This window comes from Arthrobacter hankyongi, assembly GCF_022012395.1.
Classification (GTDB): Bacteria; Actinomycetota; Actinomycetes; order Actinomycetales; family Micrococcaceae; genus Crystallibacter; species Crystallibacter hankyongi.
Genome location: NZ_JAKLTQ010000001.1, coordinates 654,167 through 673,281 on the forward strand (window position 1 = coordinate 654,167; position 19,115 = coordinate 673,281).

Sequence of the window (19,115 nt, forward strand, 5' to 3'; positions counted from 1 at the left end):
GGCTAGGCTGGTGCCAAAATTACTTGTGGACCAGCTGCAACCGTTGGGGGCTTTATGCTCAGCCTGAATGAAATCGACATGGACATGCTGACCACCGCCATGGAAAACCACGGCTATGACTTCCGCTGGTGGCTCGACCCGCAAACCGGTCAGCTGGACATGGCCGGCGACAGCGTCGATGACGCGCTGTCCGAGGAGGAGCTCGAGGAGCGCGGGGCGATCTTCGTGGAGCCTGTCGAATCGCACGAGGGCTGCGCGGACATGGAAGACTTCATCGACGGCCTCGAGGACCAGCGGGCCCGGGAAGCCCTGCTGGCTGCCATCAACCGCAGCCGTCCGTTCCGCCACTTCAAGGACACGCTGTACGACTTCCCCGAGCTGCAGGACCAGTGGTATGCCTTCCACGAGGCGCGGATGCGCCGGCGCGCCATCGAGTGGCTCGTCTATGTCGGCGTTGTCGATGAGCAGGAGGCGCAGCGCGCGCTGGAAGAGTAGAGCGGGCCGCTGCTCCTGCCGGGTTACGGGCGTCCGTCTGGGTAGCGTCGCCGATCACATGGTTGCTACACTTGCTACACATCCGAGGAGGCCCCGATGACGACAATCCCGCATCGCCAACTCCGCAACGAGAGCAGCAAGATTCTGGAGCGCGTCAAGAACGGCGAAATTATCGATGTGACCAACAACGGTGAGATCGCCGCGACCCTGATACCGCCGTCGTCGTCGCCCTTCGAGCGGCTGCTCCGCTCCGGCGCCGTCCGCCCGTCAACGGCCACCGGGCCCGTCGACTTCACCCTGCTGGACCGCGTTCGCTCCGACATCAGCAGCGAGGATCTACTACGGGACCTTCGCGGGGACCGATGATTATCTACCTCGATACCTCCGCGGTCCTGAAACTGGTGATCGACGAGGCCGAATCGGGCGCGCTGGCCCGCCAAATGACGAAGTTCTCGGCGGCCGGCGACATGCTGGTCGCATCGATGCTCCTTTACACAGAGTTGCATTGCGCCGCCCGTCGCCGGGCCACTCCGCTTCCGGCCCACCTGATCAATTCGGTCCTCAATTCCGTCAACCTGGTGGATGTCTCCCGGGAAGACCTGTTATTTGCCGCAGCCCTGACCAGCGGGCTCAGGACGGCTGATGCGATCCATTTGGCGACTGCCATCCGGCTGCATGCAGACGTCCTGGTCGCCTATGATCGTGAATTGCTGGCGGCCGCGGAATCGGCAGGGCTTTCCACGGCTTCACCCGGACGGTCCCAGGAGTCCTGAAGTCAGGCAGGCCGCTGTTTCTTCAGACACAGCACACATATAGGCCACTCCACGGGCATCCGATACTGCCTCTATCGATTCGGTACTGAGCATCCAGCGGCGCCAATCTCGCAACAGTCCCAGGGTTCGACGACGCCCCGGGCAGGTGGCAAGTTCGCATATCTCACGGCTCTGGAAAGGAAGCGGCCGTTCGGAGGTCTCGGGCCTGCTTGCTCGGGACGGGCCACCGCCTTGGGCCTATTCGCTCCCGAGGCGGACTTCGACGGCGCGAAGCTCAGGTGCCTGAGACAGTGATTGCGGAGACAACAGTGCTGGACTTTGAGCCGGCACCACTGACGCCGCCGGCGCCTGACCATGCCTCGACGAAAACCCCGACCTTTCCGGTCGTTGGCACCTGACTCGTCCTTGTCAGGCTCACGGAGAGCGGAATCTGCGTGGTCATGTCGCCGGTATTCTTACCGCCAACGACAACGGTATACAGGTAATCGAGGCTCCATCGGTCCTCCAGCAAGTCGCTGCCATCATAGAGTCGGAGGATCACCAAGGATTCCGCCGAGGCATATCCTGCCCACGCCCACACCCAGGCGTACCAATTGACCGACACTGGTGCCACGGCTGACAACGTCGTGCAGTCGGCGGGAACATCGAAGCTGGCGAGAACACCGGCATAGTTGACCACACTTCCGGCGACTCCCGAGCCGGCAATGGCCACCACAGAGCCGTCCGGAAGGGCTAGGGAGTCTGTGACGGACGCGCCGGTATTTCTCACGAGGGCCGGCCAGGGCGGGAGAAAAGTTCTCGTGGCAAACATTTCTAGTCGCCCCTCTCGTCGGGACGATCCGTGTCGGGATTTTCACGCAGGCCAAGACTTCCCGCGAAAAGGATGCCTCTAAAGGCCGACCCCTCGGGCCGTCCAAAGAGCGAGAGCACGTCCCGGGTGACGTCCGCCGTCTCGACACCAGCGTCCGCCAGCGCCTGGTTGACGGCGCCTTCGTACCGGGCCTCGACCGCTGCCATATTTGGAAGACCAGTGGCGGTCGACGTTACCAACCGCTCGATGCCTGCACGGAGGGATACATCTTCGAAGAGTCGGTCCGCAGCTGATGCAAATCGGGCCGAGAAGCGGGATTCCATCTCGGAAAGCTCTGCCCGGCGCCGCCTGACATACGACTCGGAAGCCGATTCGATCAGTTCCTCGAGCCCAGTTTTCTGTTCACCGCTATCCATCACAGCCTCCGATTCACGATGCCATCCCCCTGACACCCGTTCGATACTCGTTTGAGTGATTGTAAAGAGCAGGCGTTATAACGGCGTTACAAGAGCATCGGCAAGTAGAACTCCAACGAAAAGGTACTCGGCTCATAAATATTTGGAGTCCAGGTCCGAAGTCAAGCCCTTTAGGCGTCGATTATCAACTATCCCTCGTGATCTTCTACCGGTAATTTCGGCCAGTTTATGCTCCAAGGCTCAAGCGTAGACCCAACCGATTCCGTCAAGGACGAACGAGCCTGCAATTTCCGACGTTAGCGACGCGCAGCTCATAGAAAGTTGACAAGTCGAGCAAAACTCAACAGCTTGACACTCCCACCGGCCTCTTCATCGGGACTTGGCGGCGCTGCGGCCGTTGACTAGTGGCGTCAAAGTAACGCTCCCATAACGCTCGCTCTGTACGGTGATTCCAACGAAAATCGTTAAGTTGAGGTGTGTCCGACATCGAGGAGGCTAGTATGCCCGGGTCTATGCAATACGGTGCCAGCAACAACGCTGGCACCGACCGGACGACTTTGGAGTCCGCGCCAGCAAACGACGTCACGTTGCTCGTTAGGAACCGCGGGTTTGGCATCGCCATTTCCGGGGAGTCCCCTTACAACGGCGTGGGTGGGAGGGCACAAGACTATGGGGTGATGGGCAACGGAGACGGGCCGAACGGAACTGGCGTCTATGGATCAGGTTGGGGCAGAGGCATTTGGGGCACGAGTTCGCGCGGGGATGCCGTATATGGAGTAGGCGATTTCGGCAACGGCGTCAAGGGAGTGGTTACTCAAACGAATATAGCCGGCGCGGGGGTTTATGGAGTTGCCAATGCCCCCGGCGGAAACGGTGTGATCGGTGAGGCGAATAACGGAGATAAAGCCTGGGGCGTGTGGGGAAAGAGCACGAGCGGCCTTGCTGGCGTCTTCGACGGCACGGTTAGAATTAACGGTTTTCTCACCAAGTCCGGCGGCGGCTTTCGAATTGATCATCCCTTAGATCCCGAGAACAAATATCTCACGCACTCATTCGTCGAGTCGCCCGACATGTTAAACATATACAGCGGCAATGTAGCTACCGACGACAATGGCCATGCGGTAGTACAACTACCGGACTACTTCGAGGAGCTCAACCGCGACTTTCGATATCAACTCACCGTGATCGGCCAGTTTGCCCAGGCGATCGTGGCCGAGGAAATCAACAGCAACCAATTCGCCATCAAGACCGACCGCCCAAACATATCCGTCTCGTGGCAGGTTACCGGCGTTCGCAGGGATGCCTTCGCGAAAATGAATCCAGTGCGAGTCGAGGAGGACAAACCTACCGACGAACGCGGAACCTATCTTCACCCGAAAGCCCACGGCAGGCCGGAGACGCAGGGAACGGGATACGCCCGGGAGAGGGCCCTCAAGGAAGCCCAAATCGGAATGCCCGAGGCCCCGAGAATGTCCGATCGAAATTCCGGTGAATAACATAAAGGGCTCAGAGGTCCCGCGAATACGTAACGCCACCGCAGCCCTACGTGTGCTGGGGGCACCTACTTTTAAGAGCCATTGAGGCTTGGCCAGCAGACGACAGCCGAAACATGTTTCTCGTTCAGCACCCACTTACTTCCTAGCCGCATGCGGGGCGGGCAGGCCGAACTCAGGCGTTCATCATGTCCCGCCGGCCCGCACGAACCGTACGTGCGCCACGGCGTCGGACGGCGTGAACTCGGCCAGCTGAAGCCCCTCCGGGCCACCGTAGAGGTTTTCGAACAGCCGCTCCCCGCCGCCGAGCAGGATGGGGACGACGGCCAGGTGCAGGTCGTCGACCAGCTCGGCCCGCAGGTACTGCTGCACGGCTGACGCTCCCCCGCCGAGCCGCACGTCCGCCCCGTCCGCCGCGGCGAAGGCCTGCTCCAGCGCGGCTTCGATGCCGTCGGTGACGAAGTTGAAGACCGTCCCGCCCTCCATCATGATTGGCGGCTGCGGATGGTGGGTCAGGACGAACACCGGATGGTGGTATGGCGGATTATCGCCCCACCAGCCCTTCCAGTCGCTGCCGTCCCACGGACCGCGGATGGGGCCGAACATGTTGCGTCCCATGATGGTGGCGCCGATCCCCTGCACCCCGCGCTCGAGAAAGTCATTGTCGACGCCGGTGCTGCCGCCGCCGCCCTCGCCGATCATGTGCCGCCAGAAAGCGGTGCTGAACACCCAGTCGTGCAAGCGCTCCCCGCCCTCGCCCAAGGGGTTTTCGGTGCTCTGGCGCGGACCGGCCATGTAGCCGTCGACAGAGACGGCGATGTTGTGGACCCGCAGCTTGGGGCTCATGGCGTTCCTTCCTTCGGAAGCTGGCTAGTCGCGGAAGAAGCCGATCAGGAACGGGGCGAGGACCTTGGGGTCCGCCCCATGGCCCTGGCCGGGCACAATGCCCTGATGCCCGTCCTTGACGGAGGACGCTACGGCAGCCGCGGCGGCGGCTGCCCAGTCCGGGCTGGTACTTCCGTAGAGGGCGAGCACCGGGACCGCAATACTGCCGAACCGTTCCTCGGGCACGACGGCGTCCGCCGTGAGGGTGAGGTCGTAGGGCAGTGTCGGGGCCAGGGCCACCGCCGCGGGCCACCACGGGGACTGCTTGATGCCCTCGTCGAAGTGCGCGCCGGTGTGCCGGATAAAGGCCTCCACCGCCTGGCTCCAGTGGCCTGCGTCGGCCAGGGCCTGGATCTCATTGAGAAACACCTGCCATGGCTCGTCCTTGACCCGGTGTGTGAAGTACGGCGGCTCGTAGACGGCGACCTTATCGACCGGCAGCCCTGCGGCGACGGCCTCCAGGCACAGGATGGCGCCCGAGGAGTGTCCGTATAGCTGCACGGGTCCGCCGGCGGCGCCGGCGAGCGCGCGGAGGTCCTCAATTTCGCGTTCGACGGCGTAGGGCGGCGTATCGGTGCTGTCGCCGCGTCCGCGGCGGTCATAGCTGATGACGGTGAAGTCCCCGGCCAGCAGCGGCACCAGGGCCGCGGCCCCCTGGCGGGCGCTCAGGGCCCCGCCCACGAGGATCAGCGGGGGGCCGCTGCCGTCCTGCTCGTAGGCGATGGTGGTGCCATCGGCGGACTGGACGGTCTGGACCATGGCGTTCTCCTGTCGGGCCGGGAGCCGGATGTTCCCTTCTACCCTGCGGCGGACGGCCCCCGCAAGGGTCCGGGCGGCGCTCAGCCGGAGGATTCGGGGATTCCGGCCTGCTCGGCCAGCCGGCGGATCACGAATTCGAAGAACTGGGCGGAGTCGGTAAACGTGGCCGGCCCGTACTGGCCGAAGACCTCGAAGCTGACGGCGCCAAAAAGCCCGGACCAGACCATCATCCCGCGGGCGACCAGCTGCGCCGGGGCGGTCAGACCGTACGCGCTGCGGATGGCGTCCAGGTCCGCGGCCAGCCGCGGCGGCAGCCCCTCCCCTGCGTCGGCTCCGCAGTCCTCCGCGGAGTCCGCACCTTGGACGGCCCAGGCGTCCTGGATGATCCGGGCCAGGCGCATCACCACCCGGATCCCCGGAGCGGTGGTCTGCTCGGCCGGGGCCTGGTAGCCGGGGACGGGCGCGCCGAACAGCAGTCCGTAGCGGGCCGGCTCGGCCAGGGCCCATTCGCGCACGGCGCGGGCGAGCGCGGCGAAGCGTTCGAATGGCACAGCGGGGGCGGCGTCGACGGCGGCATCCACCCGGTCGCCCAGTTCGGTGTAGGCCTCGACCAGCAGCATGGTCAGCAGTTCGTCGCGGCTGGCGACGTAGCGGTAGACGGCGGAGGAGACGACGCCGAGTTCGCGGGCGACGGCGCGCAGGGACAGGGCGGCCGCCCCCTCGGTGGCCAGCTGCTCCCGGCCGATGCGCAGGATTTCCGCCATGGTCCGCTGCCGGGCCTGCTGGCGCGGCGTTGCTGTCTTTGCCATGGGTCCATCAGACAGGACTGAGAGAGCATAGTCAACTTTTGTGAGCACCGCTCTTGACACTTGTCGACCGACGGTGCACACTCTTATTCGAGAGCACTGCTCTTGGTTTACGAAAGTCCCGCAAGCACACGAACCCCGCAGGAGAACCCCCATGTCCCAGCACTACCTCGTCACCGGCGCCGGTCCGGTCGGCTCCACCGTTGCCCGCCAGCTCGCCGACGCCGGACACACCGTCACGCTGGCCACCCGCTCCGGCTCCGGCCCAAACCTCCCGGGCATCCGCCGGATCCGGGCCGATGTCACGGACGCGGCCCAGCTCGACGCCGCCATGGACGGTGCGGCGGCCGTCTTCCACTGCATCCACACCGTCTACACCGCCAAGGCCTGGCGCGAACTCCTACCGCAGGCGAACGAACTCGTCCTGGCTGCGGCCGGACGGCGGGGAATTCCCGTGGTCTTCCCCGAAAGCCTCTACTCCTACTCCGAACCGGGGCTGACCATGCACGAGGACTCACCGCGCTCTGCGACGGGCGGCAAGCGGGGCGTGCGGACCGCCCTGCTTGAGGCGCGGGCCGCATCGGCCACGGCCACCGTCAGCGTGGTGGCCTCGGATTTCTACGGGCCGTGGGTGCTTGGCTCCCACGCAGGTGAGCGGATGCTCGCTGCAGTCTTCGGCGGCCGGCGCCTGTCCGCCGTCGGCAATCCGGACGCACCGCACTCATTTACCTACGTGCCGGACCTGGCGGCCGCGATGATCCGCGCCGCGCAGCGGCCCGAGCTGTGGAACCGGGTGCTGCACGCCCCGACCGCCCCGGCGGTGACGCAGCGGCAGCTGGCCGAGGCCTACGCCCGCGCCGCCGGCCTGCCCGCCCCCAAGGTATCGGGCATTCCGGGGTGGGTGCTGCGCGTACTGGGCACCGTGAGCGGGGACATGCGCGAGCTGGCCGAGCTCGCTTACCAGTTCGACAAGCCATTCGTCATGGACTCCACCCGCAGCGAGGCCGAACTCGGCCTGACCCCGACGCCGCTGGCCGAGGGAGCCGCCGCCACCGTCGCCTGGTGGCGGAACCGCCAGTCCGTCCCGGCCGCCTGAGTCCTGCCGCCATCACCGCACCCGAAGGAGAACACCCGTGTCCACGCAAGGCACCCTGCTAGCCCCGTCAGCCGCACCCACATCCACCGGGCTGCGCGTCGCCGGCCTCCTCGGCCTGCGGCTCACCCTCTTCGCGGCATTCCAAGCCCTGATCGCCGCCATACTGGCCGCCGGCGGCTCAGCGGAACCCTGGGCGGACTCGGCGGCATGGTGGCCGCTGGCCGCAACTGCCGCCAACCTGGTCAATCTGGCCGTCCTAGCCCGCTTCTGCCACGCCAACGGCATCCGGCTGCGCGACTTCTACCGGTTCCGCCGTACCGGCTGGCGGAAGGACCTCGGGCTGGCGGTGCTCACCACCGCCGCCGCGGCACCGCTGGCCGCGCTGCCCAACCTGGGCCTGGCCACCGCCCTGCTCGGCAGCCCGCAAGCGGCCCTGGAGATGTTCACCCGGCCGCTGCCGCTCTGGGCCGCGATTGCCGCCGTCGTGCTCTTCCCGGTCACCACCGCGCTGGCAGAACTCCCCACCTACTACGGCTACGTCCGGCCGCGCCTCGAAGCGCTCACCGGGTCCGCGGCCGTTGCCGTCGGGCTGGCCGCCCTGGTGCACTCGCTGCAGCACGTTGCCCTGCCGCTGATCTTCGACGGCGGGTTCATGACCTGGCGGGCGCTGATGTTCCTGCCGTTCGCGCTGCTCCTGGCCGTGGTGCTGCGCCGGCGGCCGGCGCTGCTGCCGTACCTGCTTGTGGTCCATTTCCTGCTCGACTTCCAGGCCGCCGTCATGGTCCTGCAGGTGTCGCTTTAGGTACCGCGACGACCCTTCCAGGGGCAATTGAAGTTCTGCTGCGGCCGGCCAGTGTTCGGGTGCATTAGGCTGAACCCCATGCCCGAAGCGCTCCAGATCACGATCACCGGCCACCGCCAGAAGAGCGCTTGGGACGCCTGTGAATTTCCGCCGGTTGAGCAGGTCCGTGACAGCGTCTGGTCAATCCCGGTGCCTTTCCCGGATAACCCGCTGCGCTACACCATCGCCTATCTGCTCGCCGGCACGGCAGGCGCCGTCGTCGTCGACCCGGGCTGGGACAGCGACGAGGGCTGGGAGGCGCTGGCCGCCGGCCTGCGCACTGCGGACCTCTCGCCGCGCGAGGTGTCCGGGATCGTCATCACGCACTACCACCCGGACCACCACGGGATGACCGGCCGGCTGCGCGAGGTGTCCGGTGCGTGGGTGGCTATGGGCGCGGACGAGCGCTGGCGCGACCACGCAGATGATCCGGACATGGCCCTGGCCACAGACAAGGCGCAGCTCGCCCACTGGGGCGTGCCCGCGGACCGGCTGGAAGAAATGTCCTTCTCCACGAAGGCGGCGACCGTCCCGTCCCTGCTGTTGCCCGACCTCGAGCTCGACGACGGCGCGCTACTGCCCCTGCCCGGACGGCGTGTGCGCGTCGTCTCGACACCCGGCCATACCCCCGGCCACATCTGCTTGGTGGACGAGGACCACGGGCTGCTCTTCAGTGGCGACCACGTGCTGCCGCGGATCTCGCCGCACATTTCATTGGAAGAAGGAGGCTTGGCCAATCCGCTGGACGATTACTTCGACTCGCTGGATATCCTGGCCCGGTACGGGAACGAGCTGGAAGTGTGTCCGGCCCACGAATACCGTTTCCGCGGCATCCGGGACCGGGTCGCCTTCCTGGCCGAGCACAACCGGGCACGCTCGGACGAGGTCCGCCGGGTGCTCGAATCCGGGCAAGCCGGCACCGTCTGGGAAGTGGCTGCCCGGCTGACCTGGTCCCGCGGCTGGGCGGCGCTGAACGGGCACTCGCTGCGCTTCGCCGTCGCCGAGACCGCCAGCCACGTGGTCTACCTCCGCTCCCTGGGCCTGGAAACCGGGATCGAAACGGGCTGGCTGGCTGACGAGGCCGTCCCGAACGGCTTGCCCAGCTAGTTCGACACGCAGCGATGAGATCGTCGCAGTGGACCTGCCGCTAGTGCGGTGACCGTTGAGGTTGACCGGGCTTGGTTTGGCGGCGGCCCGGGCGCCTACTTCGGAAAGTTGCGCACGAAACAGCGTTTCGTGCGTAACCTTCTATTTTGACGACCCTGCCAGGGCAGCGTCACAGTCATCGGCAATCCCCTGACCTGTCACCGGCCCGTGATAGAACCAAACCTGTAGCGCGCCCGGCTCCGCAGTACTGAAGCACCGCCGGGGACTCATTGATGTGGGGGACGGATGAGGGTTGAATTCGGCTGGTTCCTGGACCGTGCCCCGTGGGCGTTTCGCTCGCCCGGGCTGAACACGGTCCGCGTGGGGCGGCAGGGACTGACGCAGCTGCTCCAGACCAGGCTGGGCACCACGCGTCCCGAACAGCCAAACTCCCATATCACCCGCGTGCAGCAGTACCTGGCGCGGCTGGAGGCGGCGGACCGGCCGGATGCGTGGTTCCACGGCTCGTTCGAGGTGGATCCGTGGTCCACGGCCCAGGAACTGCTGTGGGCCCGGGACGAACTGGTGGCCAACGGCTGGGACGGCTCCCTGCCGGCGGGCCAGGTCTCCGAACTGGTGCGCTGCCTGGCCGGGCTGGAATCATCGGACCTGCCGCTGGACCCGGCGCTGGCCGACGACGTGGCGGCACTGCCGGAGGCGCTGGAATCGCCGCTGCCGCTGGGCATCTCCGTGATCGAACTGCAGCATCCGCGCCCTGCGCTGCCGGGCATCTGGCGGCGGATCCTGGCGAAGCTCGAGTCTCGCGGAGTGCGGATCGTGGAGCCGGAGGACGGGTTCCGGAAAGCCCCGCAGATCACGGTGCTGGAGGCCGAGACCGAGTGGGAGGCGGCCGAGCACGCGGCCCGCTGGCTCGCCGCCGGCGTCGAAAGCCCCGGGAACACCGCGAGCACCGGAGGCACCGCCGTCGTGGCCTCGCAGCCGACCGGCGTGCTGGACCAGTACCTGGCCGGTCGCGGCCTGCCCCGGCTGGGGGTCGGGGGCAAGTCCGCGTGGCGGGCGCAGGACCAGATCATTCCGCTGTTCCTGGAGGTCATCTGGGGTCCGGTGAATGTGCAGTTACTGGGCGAGTTCCTCTCCCTGCCGGTGTTCCCCGGCCCGGTCCGGGCCAAGGCGGCGCGGGCGCTGCAGAAGGCGCTGGCCCAGGAACCGGGCACCGGCGGTCCGGCGTGGCAGCAGGCGCTGGCGGAGATCGCCGCGGACGCCGAGCTCGGGCCGGAGCTGGCCGGGGAGTTGGACGGGCTGTTCTCCACCGGGCTGCTGCTGGAGGACGGCAACGTCTCCGGCGCACACCTGGCGGACAAGTGCCAGTGGCTGGCCGGCCGGCTAAAGGCCCTGGTCCCGTTCAACGAGGCCCTGTCCGCGACGGCGGAACAGCTGCAGACGCTGCTGGCCCTGGTCGCCGGCCTGCCCCGGGTCTCGCGGCGGGACCTGCGGCGGATGGTGTCCTCGGTGGTGGCCGGCAGCTCCAGCCCGCTGGCCGCGGCGGAGGCCGCGCCGTGGCTGCGGCTGAACCACCTGTATGAGCTGATGGACGACGTTTCGGACGTGCTGTGGTGGGGCTTCCAGGCCGGCACCATCTCCCCGGGCCGGCGCTGGGACGACGGCGACCGGCGGGCCTTGGCGGGTATCGGCGTCGAGCTTCCCCCGGCCGAAGCCCTGGCCGCGCTCACCGTGGCGCAGACGCTGGCCGCCGCGCGCCGCTGCCGGAACCTGCTGATCGTCCAGGTCCGCCAGCAGGACGGCGAACGTGTGGACGGCAACCCGCTGCTCGAGGCCCTGGTCGCGGACCAGCCCGAGGGCCCCGGGGACAGCGACAACGACGCGACTCCGCTGCCGATCGCCAAGCGGGTCGAGTCCCGCAAGCGGTGCCCGGAGGACCTGTTCGACGGCGATCTCTGGACGCTGGCGGGCCGGCAGGCCCGGCTGGTCCCGGTCCCGGCGCGCGCGGCCGCGGCGCCGCCGTCGTCATTCGAGCTGGGACCGCGCCACGATCTGGCCCCCGACACGCTGTCCTTCACCCAGCTGTCCACCCTGGTCGGCTGCGCGCTGGCGTGGGTGCTGGAGAAGAAGGTCAGGCTGCGGGTGGCCGAGGCGGACGAGGTGCCCACCGGCAACCGGATGATCGGCACCTTCACGCACAAGGTGGTCGAGGAACTGCACCACGACCTCGCCGCAGTGCACCGGGCGGTGCCGGAGCCCGGAGAAATCGACGCGAAGATCGATGCGCTGCTGCCGCGGATGGCGTCCGAACTGCTGCTGCCCGGTGCGCAGAGCCGGCTCAAGCACCTGCGCGCCGTGGTACAGGAGACCGTGCTGAAGTTCTTCCGCACGCTCAGCCGGGCCGGCGTGGTGATCCAGGAGATGGAGCAGGACTTCGACAAGCCGCTGGTCCTGGACATCGACGGCGCCGCAATGACCGTGCCCGTAAACGGCAAGGCCGACGTCGTGGGGATCGACACCGACGGCCGGCGCGTGGTGGTGGACTTAAAGTGGAGCAACCGGGACAGCTACCGGATCAGGGAAGTGCGCGAAGGCCGGGCGGCGCAGCTGGCGCTGTACCAGTGGGCGCTGGACGACGGCGGCGGACTCGACGCGCCGACGGCCTACTACCTGCTCAAGCAGGGCACCTTCGCCTCGACGCATGCGGCGTTCGGCAACCCGCTGGAGGCGGCCCAGACCCCGGACGAGCTGTGGCAGAAAACCGTGCGGGCGGCGTCGTTCTCGGTGGCCGAGGTGGTCAACGGACGGATTGCTGCCGGCCCCCGGCGCGACGCCGAACTCGAAGCGGCGGGCCAGCCGTCCGGCGAGCAGCTGGCCGAGCAGGCCGGCCGGTTCCATGCGAAGCCGCCGTGCAATTTTTGTAAGTTCGACACGCTCTGCGGGCTCAAGGGGGACTTTTCATGAACGCGCTGGAGAACATCACCATGGTTTCCGCCAGCGCGGGCACCGGCAAAACCTACCGGCTCACCCAGATCATCGCCGAAAAGATCGCCGCGGGCGTGCCGGCGTCGGGCATCATGGCCACCACCTTCACCAAGAAGGCCGCCGGCGAACTGCGCGAGCGCATTGCCGCGAAGCTGCTGGATGCTCCGGACACGGACCAGGACCCGGTCCGGCTGCGCAATGCCGCGCAGCAGCTGTCAGTGAGCCTGATCGGCACGGTCAACGGCGTCTGCGGACGCCTGCTGACCGAATACGCGATCGACGCCGGCCTCTCCCCCGCGCTGGAGGTGATCGCCGAGGAGGAACAGGGCGCCATGTTCCGGCTGGCCACCGACGGAGTGCTCGCCGACTACGCGGACCGCCTGCTGCCGATCGCCCGGCGGCTGGGCCAGCTCGACGACGACGGCGGCTGGGACGCCACCGTGCGCCGGATCTGCGACGCGGCACGGAACAACCTGCTCTCCCCAGCGGACCTGGCCGGCTGCGCCGAGCGGTCCTGGGCGGGGTTCCGGGAACTGCTGGATGACCGGGCCGCGACGGATGACCGGTCCCGCTGGCTGCGGCAGTTCCAGGACCTGCTGCCCGAACTGGTCTCGGCGGCCCGGACCGGCGTCGATGCCGACGGCAAGGCGGTCAAGACCACGGCGGCCAACTTCGCCGGGAAGTGGCCGGGCATCGGCGACCGGATCGCCGCTCTCGGCGCGCCGGAGCACGCCACCTGGGAGCAGTGGCGCGGGATCATCCAGTCGAGCACCAATGCGTGGATCGTCAAGCATTTCCAAGACGCCACGGATGCGGTCAAGGAAGGCCTGCTGGCCAACCCGGCCTTCCACGACGACGCCGAGGGCTTCATCCGGCTGGTGTTCGAGTGCGCCGCCGCCTGCCTGGACACCTACGCGGACTTTAAGCGCCGGCATGGGCTGATGGACTTCGTGGACCAGGAAACCCTGGTGGTCAGCCTGGTCCGGCACAACCAGGCCTTCCGCGACTCCTTCCGACAGCGGGTGAAGTTCCTGGTGGTGGACGAATTCCAGGACACCAGCCCGCTGCAGCTGGAGCTGTTCCTGCAGCTGAGCCGCCTGGTGGACGAGTGTGTCTGGGTGGGCGATCCGAAGCAGGCGATCTACGAGTTCCGCGGCACCGACCCGGACCTGATGCAGGCCGTCGTCGCCAACGTAGCCAAAACCGAACGGCTGCACGAGTCCTGGCGCTCGCAGCAGGCCGTGGTCAACCTGTCCAACGCGGTGTTCGAGCCGGTCTTCGCGGCCGTCGGGATGGCTCGCGAGTCGGTCCACCTGGACCTGCCCGCCGCGCACGCCGGCTGGCCGCAGGGCACGCTCGAGGCCTGGACCAAGGACGTGCCCAAGGGTGCCAGCCCGCATGCCGCCACCGCCGCCGGGGTCGCGGACCTGCTGGCCCGGCTGCCGGAACTGAAGCCTGCCGATGTCGCCGTCCTGGCGCGATCCAACGACGACGTCGCGTCGCTGGCCGCTGCGCTCGGGGACCTGGGCATCCGCACCAGCCTCAATCCGAACTCGCTCTTCGCCGCCCGCGAGATCCAGTTGGTCCGCGCCGCCATGGCGTTCGTGGCCGACGCACGGGACACCGTGGCGCTGGCCGAAATCGTGGCCCTGCATCCCGGGCACGGCGCCCACGCGGATTGGCAGCCTGCGCTGCTGGGATCCGCCGCGCCGGCCGATGTCCTCGAAGCCTGGGCCCTGGACCCGGTCCCTGCCGCGTTGGCCGGGCTGCGCGAACGCGCCGGCCGGGCCACCCCCACCGAAGTGTTCGAGGAGGCCGTCAGCCTGCTCGGCCTGCCGGAGCTGATCAAGTCCTGGTCCGCGCCGGCCACCCGGCTGCGGAACCTGGACGCCTTCCGGGCCTGCCTGAACAACTACTACGAAGCCTGCAAGGTGCTCAAGACGCCCGCCACGCTGCGCGGCTTCCTGCGCTTCCTGGCCGACGAGGAACAGAACGGCGCCGAGAACTCCGGCGACGACGTCGTGCACGTGATGACCTACCACAAGGCCAAGGGGCTGGAATGGCCCGTGGTGGTGATGGAGAGCCTGGACAAGGGCATCCGTGCCGGTGCGTTTGGCACCGCCGTGGAACAGTCCGCCAGCTTCGACGTCGCCAACCCGCTGGCCGGGCGCTGGATCCGGTTCTGGCCCAAACCCTTCCCCCACGGTGGCTCGCCGCTGGATGACCGGGCCAAGACCTCGGACGTGCAGGCCCGCGCGGAGGAGCGCGAGCGCCGCAACCAGTCCCGGCTGATGTACGTGGGTATGACCCGCTCCAAGGAAACCACGGTGCTGGCGGCCAAATCCCCGGCGCCCGCGGCGCTGAACCTGCTGGGTGTCCCGGACCTTCTTGCCTGGTCCGGCTCCGGTGGCGACGGCGCCATCCATGTGGCCGGCAGCGAGCCGCTGCCTGCGTCGGTCCACTCCTACGAGCCCGGCGGGCCGGGCACCCCGGCCGGGGATCCCGCCGTCGTACGCTTCACCGATGCCAGGCCCCGCATGGCGCGCGTGCAGTACCCGGCCGCCCGGATCCAGGCCAGCAAGCAGGCCTCCGGCGCCGCGGACGCCACCGTGCTGGAGAAGGCCAGCCTCGGCGAGCGGCTCCTCGAGCACGGTGCCGCCGGCTGGGACGCCGTCGGCTCCGCCATCCACGCCTACCTCGGCACCGCCTATGAGACCCTCTCCCCCGACGACCGGCTGGGCCTGGCCAAACAGATCATCGACCGCTGGCAGGTGGGCGACCACGTCACCGCGGACGTGCTGGTGAGCTCCGGGGAACGGCTGGCCCGGTTCCTCCACACCACGTATCCCGGCGCCGGTGCGCTCCGGGAAGTACCGATCGGCTGGCGCAACGGGGACAACCAGGTGATGGAAGGCTGGATCGACCTGCTCGTGGAAGCGCCGGCCGGCTACGTGCTGATCGACCACAAGAGCTACCCCGGCACCGACCCCGCCGGGCACATCCAGGAGAAGTACCTCGGCCAACTGGAGGCGTACCGGGAAGCCGTCTTGGCGGCAACCGGACGGCCGGTGCTGGAGACGCTGATCCATTTGCCAGCGCTGGGGAAGGTCTTCGCCGTCGTGTAGTGGTGGGTCACGGGTTTGGTCCAGACGAAGGGCCCGGGTTGTCGTTCCCGTAGGAGGCCTCGCCGGTGTCCCCCATCGACGGTACTCTGGCGCAATGCGGCCCCTTCGGTATTCCATCAACGTCACCTTGGACGGATGCTGCGATCATCGTGCAATACCCGCGGACGAAGACCTGCATCGTCACGCGGTCGAGAACCTCAACCAGGCCGATGCCCTTCTCCTTGGCCGGGTGACCTACGAAATGATGGAATCAGCGTGGCGGCCGCCGGCGCTGCCTGGAGCGCCTGATTGGACGGACCCCTTCGCCCGGACGATCGATGCGGCCAGGAAGTACGTCGTGTCGAGCACCCTGGCGCGGGTCGATTGGAATGCGGAACTCGTGCGCGGGGATCTGGACAGGGCCGTCCGGCAGCTCAAGCGGGAGCCGGGCAAGGGACTGCTCACCGGAGGCGTGAAGCTCCCGCTGGCGTTGACGGAGCTGGGATTGATCGATGAGTACGAGTTCGTGGTGCATCCCAGGCTTGCGGGGCACGGGCCGACGTTGTTCGCGGGGATGTCGAAGCATGTCGACTTGAAGCTCGTGGATCGGCTGGAGTTCGGCTCGGGGGCGGTGGCGATGCGGTACGAGCCGAGACGGTAGCCATCGGGCCTGCTATGCCGGGCCGGCTCGGCGTGCGAACGCGCAAGCCCCTGCAGCTCGGCCCGCCACCGCGTCTTCATCCGGAATTTACCCTCCCGGCATAACGCGGCCTGTGTTCCTGCCGATAAGGACAGTGGAACCGCCGTTCACCGGCTCCTGCCAGCATGCACTGACGGCGGCCAAAACTTGTCGGTACCTTGCCCGGAGATCCAAGCCAGGCGGGGAGAACGTAAGTTTCTGCGCCGCCCGCTGTCATTAGATCCGCACCAATATGGGGTGCCTTGAGCCAAGGCACCTGCACTATCGACCTGCTCCGAGCCAGAGCAGCAGCAAGGGGAATTCATGTCCAATAGCACCACCGGGTTCGACACACCGGCGCCGTCCGCACCGCACCAGCCGTTCCCGCCGGCCCCCGAGGCCAAGCGCGGCAACGGACTCGGCGTCGCGGCCATGGTCGTCGGCATCGTCTCGATTGTCCTGTCCATCATTCCGATCCTGGGCATGATGGCCTTCTTCCTGGGCGCCGTCGCCGTGATCCTCGGCGTCATCGGCGTCATCCTGAAGAACCGCAAGAAGGGCATGGCGATCACCGGCATCATCCTCGGCGTGGTGAGCCTGATCATCGCGGGCATCGTCACGGCGATTGTGGCTGCCGCAGTGCAGGCGGTTGACGACAGCCTGAACGCCGAGCACACCATCGAGTACGTGGTCAAGAGCAACGGCGCGGCATCGGTCAGCTACTGGTCCGGCGACGGGTCCTCCAATGTCGCAATCACCAAGGACTGGAAGAAGACCGTCCAGACCACCGGTTTCGACCTGTCGTCCGTGACCGTCATTGGGGACCTCGAGGGGGCCACCAAGGTCAGCTGCGAGGTCTTCGTTAACGGCGAGAGCGTCTCCACGAACAGCGGTTCCGGCGATATCGCCACGGCTTCCTGCTCCGGCACCACCGCCTCGACCAAGTAGCCAGACGGCCCCACCGGGCCCTCGCAACGGCCCCTGCCCTTCCCTGGGCGGGGGCCATTGCACATTAATGGTCCGTACGGGTGGTGTCGAACAAGGAGCTGTGATGTCCCCTCGCAAAGACGTCGTCCAGTCCTATATCGATGGTTTCCGGCGGACCGATCACGAATTGATCCTGTCCTGCCTCACCGACGACGTCGTCTGGGTGCTGCACGGCTACAAGACGCTGGCCGGTAAGGACGCCTTCGATCAGGAAATCCAGAACGACGCGTTTGTTGGCCGGCCGAAGCTGACCATCGACCGGCTGGTCGAAGAGGGCGATACGGTCGTCGCCCTCGGCAGCGGGCAGGCAGCCCGGCGCGACGGCGGGACGCTGGATTTCGTCTTCAGCGACGCCTTCACCTTCTCCGGTGACAAGATCAGCCGGTTGGAGACGTACCAGGTCAACCTTGGCTGACCTCGACACGTCACCGAATCGCCTGCAGACTTGAAGGACAGGTTCAATCGTGCATTGATACTCGCCGGCCGTATCCGGCGGCCCATCCCCTCACCCCGAAGAGGTGACAATCCGATGCGACCATCCCCCCTCATCAGCACAGCCCTCGCGATCCTCCGCGTTGTCCTCGGTTTCGTCTTCGTGATGCACGGCTGGCAGAAGTTCGAGATGGGCCTTCCCGCAACCCAGAGCGGCTTCGGCCAAATGGGCGTTCCAGCGGCGGAAATTGCCGCCGTCGTCGTCACTTTCCTGGAACTGATCGGCGGCCTCCTGCTGATCGTTGGTCTCTTCTCCCGTGTGATTGCGGCGCTGCTGGCCGTCGAGATGCTCGGCGCCTGGATCCTTGTGCATGCGCCAAACGGCTTCTTTGCGGGCGAAGGCGGGTTCGAGCTGGTACTGATCCTGGCTGCCGCCGCGCTAACGATCGTGCTGGCCGGACCCGGCCGCTTCTCGCTGGACTACGTGCTGTTCGGCCGCAAGCGCGCCAAGCGGAGGATCCAGGCCGAACAGCGCACTGCGCCAGGTGCGGACACTGCGCCCGGCCCAAGCACCGCTCCGGGGCCGAGCACCGCGCCGGGCCCGGGTGCCGGCGGGCCGTCGCCCAGCAGCCCGCAGGTTTAGGGTCCTTCCCACCGATGCCCGCTGCGGGCCGTAGCCCTGCGGTGGGGTTCCTTGAAGCAACTGCAGACAGGGACGGGCATCGAAGCCTTCCGGTCCGAGGACGCCGGTGCCTCCGATCTGGCATGGGAACGGCCCGGGTCAGAAACTGTCCGATGCCCTTGGTAGGATCCTCATAGCTTCACGAGATGTGGCCTGCCATCGCCAACCGCGGCGGCAATGCTCCGACACGGCCATACACCAACCCCAGACTCACGGGTGGTTCGGATGACGAAGCGGCCCGCGGCCAGCCGGTCCGGGCAAGAGTGGCCCGCCGCGCCGGGCCGTGTCGAAGGGAGCTGGCATGCCCAGCAACGAAGGCCGAGCCATTTATCGCCGTATTCTCCGCGAAGATTCCCTTGGCTGTTCCATTTACCATCCCGGGCACCAGACCCACTGGATCCAGGCCCGGAAGGGGCTGCAGGACGAATCCCGCCTGCCGGTCAGCATCCATGTGGAGCCGGAACTGGGGCTGCTTCAGTTCGGTGTCCGGGGCGAACCGCAGCTGTACTGGCATCACAATACCGCCCGCATCGTGGAGGTTTTCGCCGGGCCGGACGGCGAAGGGATCTGGAGCCCGGAGTTCCATCTGCTCACGGTACCGAGCAATCACGGCCACATCCTGTTCAACCTCGCCAAACTGGACGACGTCGGCCGCTGCCTTGGCTGACCTTCCGATCCGGCAAGAATCCCCCGGCGTCCGATCGGCTTATCGACGGCGGCCCGCTGCGCACCCGACTGTTAGCAACGGCAGGTTCCCCCGACAA

General features: G+C 67.2%; 19 protein-coding genes and 1 riboswitch. Of the genes, 14 read left to right on the forward strand and 5 right to left on the reverse strand.

Translation table 11 applies throughout. The annotated features are described in order from the left end of the window. Positions 1–54 precede the first annotated feature (54 nt). From LVY72_RS02995 to LVY72_RS03005, 3 genes are all read left to right on the forward strand, one after another. Positions 55–495 (forward strand): UPF0158 family protein, encoded by a 441-nt coding sequence (locus tag LVY72_RS02995; protein WP_237817960.1) that lies wholly within the window; start codon positions 55–57, stop codon positions 493–495. A gap of 96 nt (positions 496–591) precedes the next feature. Beyond that, complete coding sequence (locus LVY72_RS03000; RefSeq protein WP_237817961.1) at positions 592–861, forward strand: type II toxin-antitoxin system Phd/YefM family antitoxin; 270 nt, start codon at positions 592–594, stop codon at positions 859–861. Further along, the gene (locus tag LVY72_RS03005; RefSeq protein ID WP_237817962.1) at positions 858–1,268 is read left to right on the forward strand and encodes a type II toxin-antitoxin system VapC family toxin; all 411 of its coding nucleotides are present in this window, start codon (positions 858–860) and stop codon (positions 1,266–1,268) included. Before LVY72_RS03000 ends, LVY72_RS03005 begins: the two co-directional genes overlap by 4 nt. Positions 1,269–1,542: 274 nt before the next feature. Here LVY72_RS03005 and LVY72_RS03010 read toward each other — a convergent pair whose 3' ends face one another. Both LVY72_RS03010 and LVY72_RS03015 read right to left on the reverse strand, forming a co-directional pair. Further along, positions 1,543–1,983, reverse strand: a complete 441-nt coding sequence (locus LVY72_RS03010) for a hypothetical protein (RefSeq protein ID WP_237817963.1) — start codon at positions 1,981–1,983, stop codon at positions 1,543–1,545. Positions 1,984–2,081: 98 nt separating this feature from the next. Beyond that, positions 2,082–2,495 (reverse strand): hypothetical protein, encoded by a 414-nt coding sequence (locus LVY72_RS03015; protein WP_237817964.1) that lies wholly within the window; start codon positions 2,493–2,495, stop codon positions 2,082–2,084. A gap of 476 nt (positions 2,496–2,971) precedes the next feature. Here LVY72_RS03015 and LVY72_RS03020 point away from each other — a divergent pair, with 476 nt between their 5' ends. Next, positions 2,972–3,991 (forward strand): hypothetical protein, encoded by a 1,020-nt coding sequence (locus LVY72_RS03020; protein ID WP_237817965.1) that lies wholly within the window; start codon positions 2,972–2,974, stop codon positions 3,989–3,991. Between the two features lie 183 nt (positions 3,992–4,174). Here LVY72_RS03020 and LVY72_RS03025 read toward each other — a convergent pair whose 3' ends face one another. The 3 genes from LVY72_RS03025 to LVY72_RS03035 form a co-directional block, all read right to left on the reverse strand. Then, positions 4,175–4,834, reverse strand: coding sequence for a dihydrofolate reductase family protein (locus tag LVY72_RS03025; protein WP_237817966.1), 660 nt, complete (start codon positions 4,832–4,834; stop codon positions 4,175–4,177). Positions 4,835–4,858: 24 nt separating this feature from the next. After that, complete coding sequence (locus tag LVY72_RS03030; protein ID WP_237817967.1) at positions 4,859–5,632, reverse strand: alpha/beta fold hydrolase; 774 nt, start codon at positions 5,630–5,632, stop codon at positions 4,859–4,861. An 80-nt stretch (positions 5,633–5,712) separates the two neighbouring features. Then, the gene (locus tag LVY72_RS03035; RefSeq protein WP_237817968.1) at positions 5,713–6,441 is read right to left on the reverse strand and encodes a TetR/AcrR family transcriptional regulator; all 729 of its coding nucleotides are present in this window, start codon (positions 6,439–6,441) and stop codon (positions 5,713–5,715) included. A 151-nt stretch (positions 6,442–6,592) separates the two neighbouring features. On the opposite strand from LVY72_RS03035, the gene LVY72_RS03040 reads away from it, so the two are divergent. The 10 genes from LVY72_RS03040 (at position 6,593) to LVY72_RS03085 (ending at position 19,018) form a co-directional block, all read left to right on the forward strand. Next, complete coding sequence (locus LVY72_RS03040) at positions 6,593–7,534, forward strand: NAD-dependent epimerase/dehydratase family protein (protein ID WP_237817969.1); 942 nt, start codon at positions 6,593–6,595, stop codon at positions 7,532–7,534. Positions 7,535–7,571: 37 nt separating this feature from the next. Then, positions 7,572–8,336 (forward strand): hypothetical protein, encoded by a 765-nt coding sequence (locus tag LVY72_RS03045; RefSeq protein WP_237817970.1) that lies wholly within the window; start codon positions 7,572–7,574, stop codon positions 8,334–8,336. 78 nt (positions 8,337–8,414) lie between these two features. Beyond that, the gene (locus tag LVY72_RS03050) at positions 8,415–9,482 is read left to right on the forward strand and encodes an MBL fold metallo-hydrolase (protein ID WP_237817971.1); all 1,068 of its coding nucleotides are present in this window, start codon (positions 8,415–8,417) and stop codon (positions 9,480–9,482) included. A 285-nt stretch (positions 9,483–9,767) separates the two neighbouring features. Further along, complete coding sequence (locus LVY72_RS03055) at positions 9,768–12,446, forward strand: PD-(D/E)XK nuclease family protein (RefSeq protein WP_237817972.1); 2,679 nt, start codon at positions 9,768–9,770, stop codon at positions 12,444–12,446. Then, positions 12,443–15,592: a UvrD-helicase domain-containing protein gene (locus tag LVY72_RS03060; RefSeq protein WP_237817973.1), complete on the forward strand. Its 3,150-nt coding sequence runs from the start codon at positions 12,443–12,445 to the stop codon at positions 15,590–15,592. The genes LVY72_RS03055 and LVY72_RS03060 overlap by 4 nt, the downstream gene beginning before the upstream one ends. Before the next feature lie 94 nt (positions 15,593–15,686). Beyond that, positions 15,687–16,232 carry a dihydrofolate reductase family protein gene (locus LVY72_RS03065; protein WP_237817974.1) on the forward strand — a complete coding sequence of 182 codons (546 nt, stop codon included), beginning with the start codon at positions 15,687–15,689 and terminating at the stop codon, positions 16,230–16,232. 342 nt (positions 16,233–16,574) lie between these two features. Further along, positions 16,575–17,198: a DUF4190 domain-containing protein gene (locus LVY72_RS03070; RefSeq protein WP_237817975.1), complete on the forward strand. Its 624-nt coding sequence runs from the start codon at positions 16,575–16,577 to the stop codon at positions 17,196–17,198. A gap of 103 nt (positions 17,199–17,301) precedes the next feature. Further along, positions 17,302–17,652: a nuclear transport factor 2 family protein gene (locus tag LVY72_RS03075; protein WP_237817976.1), complete on the forward strand. Its 351-nt coding sequence runs from the start codon at positions 17,302–17,304 to the stop codon at positions 17,650–17,652. Positions 17,653–17,766: 114 nt separating this feature from the next. After that, positions 17,767–18,312, forward strand: coding sequence for a DoxX family protein (locus LVY72_RS03080; RefSeq protein ID WP_308190669.1), 546 nt, complete (start codon positions 17,767–17,769; stop codon positions 18,310–18,312). A gap of 176 nt (positions 18,313–18,488) precedes the next feature. After that, a riboswitch (SAM riboswitch) is annotated at positions 18,489–18,621 on the forward strand. Between the two features lie 31 nt (positions 18,622–18,652). Then, positions 18,653–19,018, forward strand: coding sequence for a hypothetical protein (locus tag LVY72_RS03085; RefSeq protein ID WP_237817977.1), 366 nt, complete (start codon positions 18,653–18,655; stop codon positions 19,016–19,018). The last annotated feature ends 97 nt before the right edge of the window (positions 19,019–19,115 follow it).